Raw genomic sequence first — 5,230 nt, 5'->3', positions numbered from 1 at the left:
ACTCGGCACCGAGCCATTGGTAGAGCAGAAAATCGAGGGTCGGCCTGAGGCTCATGACGACCTCCCCGAAACGGCGGGCGTCAAGGCAGGAAACGCCTGCCCTTTCTGAAGGAGCAGGGTTTCATTCATTATGATGCCCGGTTCAGAGGACTTCGTAAATGCCGGCTGCGCCCATGCCGCCGCCAATGCACATGGTCACGCAGACGCGCTTGGCGCCGCGGCGCTTGCCTTCGATCAGCGCGTGGCCCGTCAGGCGCTGGCCGGTCACGCCGTAAGGGTGGCCGACGGCAATCGCACCGCCGTTGACGTTGAGTTTGTCCATGGGAATGCCCAGCTTGTCGGCGCAGTACAGCACCTGTACGGCGAAGGCTTCGTTCAATTCCCACAGATCAATGTCGCTGATCTTCAGGCCCAGCTTGGCCAGTACCTTTGGAATGGCGAAGACCGGGCCAATGCCCATTTCATCGGGTTCGCAACCGGCGACGGCAAAGCCGAGGAAGCGGCCCAGGGGTTTAAGGCCCTTTTTCTCCGCCAGGGTTTCGTTCATGACAACCACGGCGCCGCCGCCGTCGGAGAACTGGCTGGCATTGCCGGCCGCGATCACGCCGCCAGGGATGGCCGGCTTGATGCCGCTGATGCCTTCCTTGGTCGTGCCTTCGCGGATACCTTCGTCCTTGCTGACGGTGACCTCTTTGGTGGTCAGGCCCATGATCTTGTCGGCCACGCCGGCTGTCACGGTGATGGGGGCGATCTCAGCTTCAAAGAGGCCCGCAGCCAGCGCGGCCGTGGCCTTTTGCTGGCTCAGCGCGCCGTATTCGTCCATGCGGTCGCGCGAGATGTTGTAGCGTTTGGCGACCTGCTCAGCGGTCTGGAGCATGTTCCAGTAGATCTCGGGCTTGTTCTTGGCGAGCCAGGTTTCCTGCAGCATGTGGGTGTTCATTTCCTGCTGCACGCAGGAAATGCTTTCGACGCCGCCGGCCACGTAGATGTCGGCTTCACCGGCGATCACGCGCTGGGCCGCCAGGGCGATGGTCTGCAGGCCGGACGAGCAGAAACGGTTGACCGTCATGCCCGATACCGTCACCGGGCAGCCGGCGCGCAGCGCAATCTGGCGTGCGATGTTGGCGCCGGTGGCACCTTCGGGCGTAGCGCAGCCGATGATCACGTCATCGACCTCTGCGGCCTCGATGCCGGCGCGCTTGAGCGCGTGCTCAACGGCGTGTCCGCCCAGGGTGGCGCCGTGCGTCATGTTGAAGGAGCCCTTCCAGCTTTTGGCCAGGGGGGTGCGTGCGGTGGAAACGATTACTGCTGAAGTCATGGAATTCTCCGGATTCTGGGACGTTGATCTGTGCGGTCTGCTGGACTTAGGTAGACAGGTTGAAGGTCTTGCCTTCGGCTGCAAGCTTGGCCAGCAGGGGTGCGGGCTTCCAGAATTTGGCGTCGTCCAGCGGGTTCTGCGCGAAGCGGTTCATGCTTTGCACCACATTGAAGAGGCCGACCTGGTCGGCGTACAGCATGGGGCCACCGCGGTAGACCGGGAAGCCATAGCCCATGATGTAGACCATGTCGATGTCGCTGGCCTTGGAGGCGATGCCTTCTTCCAGGATGTGCGCGGCTTCATTTACCAGCGAATACACCAGGCGCTGCACGATTTCCTCGTCGGAAATCTTGCGTGGCGTGATGCCCAGGCTCTTGCGGTGGTCTTCAATCATCTTGACGACTTCAGCGTTCGGGATCGCGTCGCGCTTGCCGGGTACATAGTCGTACCAGCCGGCGCCGGTCTTCTGGCCGAAGCGGCCTTTCTCGCACAGCAGGTCGGCCGTTTTGCTGTATTTCATGTCCGGCTTTTCGGTGTAGCGGCGCTTGCGGATCGCCCAGCCGATGTCGTTGCCGGCCAGGTCGCCCATGCGGAACGGGCCCATGGCAAAGCCGAATTTCTCGATGGCCTTGTCGACCTGCTCGGGGGTGCAGCCTTCGTCGAGCAGGAAACCGCCCTGGCGGCCGTATTGCTCGATCATGCGGTTGCCGATAAAGCCGTCGCAGACGCCCGACACCACGGCCGTCTTTTTAATCTTTTTACCCACGGCCATCACGGTGGCCAGCACGTCCTTGCCGGTCTTGGCGCCGCGCACGACTTCCAGCAGCTTCATCACATTGGCCGGGCTGAAGAAATGCAGGCCGACCACGTCTTGCGGACGCTTGGTGAAGTCGGCGATTTTGTTGACGTCCAACGTCGAAGTGTTGGACGCCAGGATGGCGCCCGGCTTCATCACGCGGTCCAGTTCCTTGAAGACCTTCTCCTTGACGCCCATTTCTTCAAACACGGCCTCGATCACGAGGTCGGCGTCTTTGAGGTCGTCGTAGCTCAACGTGGTGCTGAGCAGGCCCATGTGCTGGTCATATTTATCCTGCTTAAGCTTGCCCTTCTTGACCTGGGCCTCGTAGTTCTTGCTGATGATGCCGAGGCCTTTGTCCAGGKCCTCCTGCTTCATCTCGAGAATCTTGACCGGGATGCCGGCGTTCAGGAAGTTCATGGCGATACCGCCGCCCATGGTGCCGGCGCCGATCACGGCCACCGAATTGATCTCGCGCTTGGGCGTGTCTTCCGGCACGTCGGGGATCTTGGAGGCCGCACGCTCAGCCATGAAGATATGGCGCAGCGCGCGGCTTTCGGGTGTCCACATCAGGTTGATGAAGCACTCGCGCTCAAAAGTCATGCCGTCTTCGAATTTCTTCTTGGTCGCTGCTTCGACCGCGTCCACGCACTTGAGCGGCGCGGGGAAGTTCTTGGCCATGCCCTTGACCATGTTGCGGGCGAACTGGAAATAAGCGTCGCCATTGGGGTGCTTGGCGCGCAGGTCACGCACCAGCGGAAGCGGCCGGGTGTCGGAAATCGATTGGGCAAAGGCCAGGGCTTCCTGGGCCAGCGATTCGGGCGAGGCAGCAAGCTTGTCGAACAGTTTCTGGCCGGGGATTTGCGCGAGCAGTTCGCTCTTGACGGGTTCGCCGCTCACGATCATGTTCAGGGCCGGTTCCACGCCGAGCACGCGCGGCAGGCGCTGCGTGCCGCCGGCGCCAGGCAACAGGCCGAGCTTGACTTCAGGCAAGGCCACGTTGGTGCCAGGCGCGGCGATGCGGTAGTGGCAGCCCAGGGCCAATTCCAGGCCGCCGCCCATGCAGACGGAATGGATCGCGGCGACGATAGGCTTGCCGGAATTCTCGACCGCGCGGATCACGCTCAGCAGATTGGGTTCGATCAGCGCCTTGGGCGTGCCGAACTCTTTGATGTCGGCGCCACCCGAAAAGGCTTTGCCTGCGCCGGTGATCACGATGGACTTGATGGCGGCATCGGCATTGGCCTTCTGGATGTTGTCGGTCAGGCTCAGGCGCGTGGCGTGGCCCAGGCCGTTGACGGGTGGGTTGCTCAGTGTGATGAGCGCGACGGGGCCGTGAACTTCGTAAAGGGTGGTCATTGCGTTGCTTCTTTCCTTGATGGAGTTTCAGTTTTTGGTTGTCTCGGCTGGCGCTGCGGCCCGGCACGCGCTGGTCGGGCGCACAAAAAAGTACGACCGTTCTTTTTCCATTGTAGGGGGCGTTTGTGACGGCACAAGTCCCCGGATGGACTGTTCAGTCTATTTTTGTCCCTGCGGTGACAGCCGGGGACGATCCACACCGTTTTTTACACCTCGAGCCACTCTTTGCGGATGTAGGCATCAGCCCGCAGGCTGTCGGGGGTGCCGTCAAACACGATGCTGCCGTGGCCCATGACCAGCGCGCGATCGGAAATCGCCATGGCAATCGTCAGTTTCTGTTCGATCAGCAGCACCGAGATGCCCTTGGCCTTCAGCGTTTGCAAATACTGCCCCACCAGCTCAACAATTTTGGGCGCAAGGCCTTCAGTGGGCTCGTCGATGATGATSAGGTCGGGATCGCCCATCARCGTGCGRCACAGCGTSAGCATCTGCTGCTCGCCRCCCGASAGCACGCCGGCCTCGGTGTGCTGGCGTTCGCGCAAGCGCGGGAACATCTGGTACATGTCCTCAAACGACCAGCGCGAACCCTTGCCCGAGCCCTTTTGGCCCAACAAAAGGTTCTGGTGCACCGTGAGCTTGGGGAAGATGTCGCGGTTTTCCGGCACATAGCCTATGCCCAGGTGGGCAATCTGGTAGGCCTTCTTGCCGGCGATTTCCTGCTTCTTCCAGAGGATGGAGCCCTGGCAGTCAACCAGGCCCATGATGGCCTTGGCCGTGGTGGAGCGGCCCGAACCGTTGCGACCCAGCAAGGCGACGATCTGGCCGGGCTGCACGTCGAAATGGACACCGTGCAGTACGTGGCTTTTGCCGTAGAAGGCGTGGAGGTTCTGGATATGGAGCATCAGTGACCTCCTCCGTGAGCTTGTGCGTCTGCTACTGAAGAGCCCAAATACGCCTCTTGCACGCGCTGGTCGGCGCGCACGGCCTCGGGCGTGTCGTAGGCAATGATCTCGCCATAAACCACCACCGCAATCTTGTCGGCCAGGCCGAACACCACGCCCATGTCGTGCTCCACCGTCAGCAGGGTCTTGCCCACGGTGACCTCCTTGATCAGGTTGATGAAGCGGCTGGTCTCGGACCGGCTCATGCCGGCCGTCGGTTCGTCCAGCAGGATGACGTTGGCGCCGCCTGCAATCGTGATGCCGATTTCCAGCGCGCGCTGCTCGGCGTAGGTCAGGTTGGTGGCCAGCACGTCACGCTTTTTGTCGAGCTTGATCATGGCCATCAACTCGTMGGCGCGCTCGTTGGCGTCATCCAGGTCGGCCAGGAAGCGGAAGAACGTGTACTTGTAGCCCAGGCTCCACAGCACGCCGCAGCGCAGGTTTTCAAACACGCTGAGTTTGGGGAAGATATTGGTGATCTGGAAGCTGCGCGACAAGCCCAGCCGGTTGATTTCAAACGGCTTTTTGCCGTCGATGCGCTGGCCGTTGAGCAACACTTCGCCGCTGGTGGGCTCAAAACGGCCGCTGATGAGATTGAACAGCGTGGACTTGCCCGCGCCGTTGGGCCCGATGATGGCGACGCGCTCGCCGGCCTGCACCTTCAGGTTGGCGCCGCGGATGATTTCGGTCTTGCCAAAGCTCTTGCGCAGGTCTTTGAGTTCAAGCGAATAGTTCATATCAACCTCCCCACCAGCCAGGGCCGCGGAACCGGCTTTGCCGGGCCGCAGGCGCAGCGCCCCCTCGGGGGGCAGCGAC

The 5,230-nt window shown here is 61.7% G+C and carries 4 protein-coding genes; all 4 read right to left on the bottom strand.

The features are described from left to right. Positions 1-142 precede the first annotated feature (142 nt). On the bottom strand, positions 143-1,318 hold the full coding sequence (locus AC1D1X_RS14965; RefSeq protein ID WP_477669522.1) for an acetyl-CoA C-acyltransferase: 1,176 nt from the start codon (positions 1,316-1,318) through the stop codon (positions 143-145). Between the two features lie 46 nt (positions 1,319-1,364). After that, the gene (locus AC1D1X_RS14960; protein ID WP_477698557.1) at positions 1,365-3,473 is read right to left on the bottom strand and encodes a 3-hydroxyacyl-CoA dehydrogenase NAD-binding domain-containing protein; all 2,109 of its coding nucleotides are present in this window, start codon (positions 3,471-3,473) and stop codon (positions 1,365-1,367) included. Between the two features lie 206 nt (positions 3,474-3,679). Next, the gene (locus tag AC1D1X_RS14955; protein ID WP_477669520.1) at positions 3,680-4,375 is read right to left on the bottom strand and encodes an ABC transporter ATP-binding protein; all 696 of its coding nucleotides are present in this window, start codon (positions 4,373-4,375) and stop codon (positions 3,680-3,682) included. Further along, positions 4,375-5,151 (bottom strand): ABC transporter ATP-binding protein, encoded by a 777-nt coding sequence (locus tag AC1D1X_RS14950; RefSeq protein WP_477698558.1) that lies wholly within the window; start codon positions 5,149-5,151, stop codon positions 4,375-4,377. Before AC1D1X_RS14950 ends, AC1D1X_RS14955 begins: the two co-directional genes overlap by 1 nt. Between the last annotated feature and the right edge of the window lie 79 nt (positions 5,152-5,230).

This window comes from Polaromonas sp. P1_G4, from assembly GCF_056405475.1.
Note: the sequence above shows the minus strand (reverse complement) of the source record. Positions and strands in the feature narration are given on the sequence as shown.

Coding starts and splice junctions, on each gene's coding strand:
- AC1D1X_RS14965 (WP_477669522.1), bottom strand. CDS start 1,318: ATGACTTCAGCAGTAATCGTTTCCACCGCACGCACCCCCCTGGCCAAA.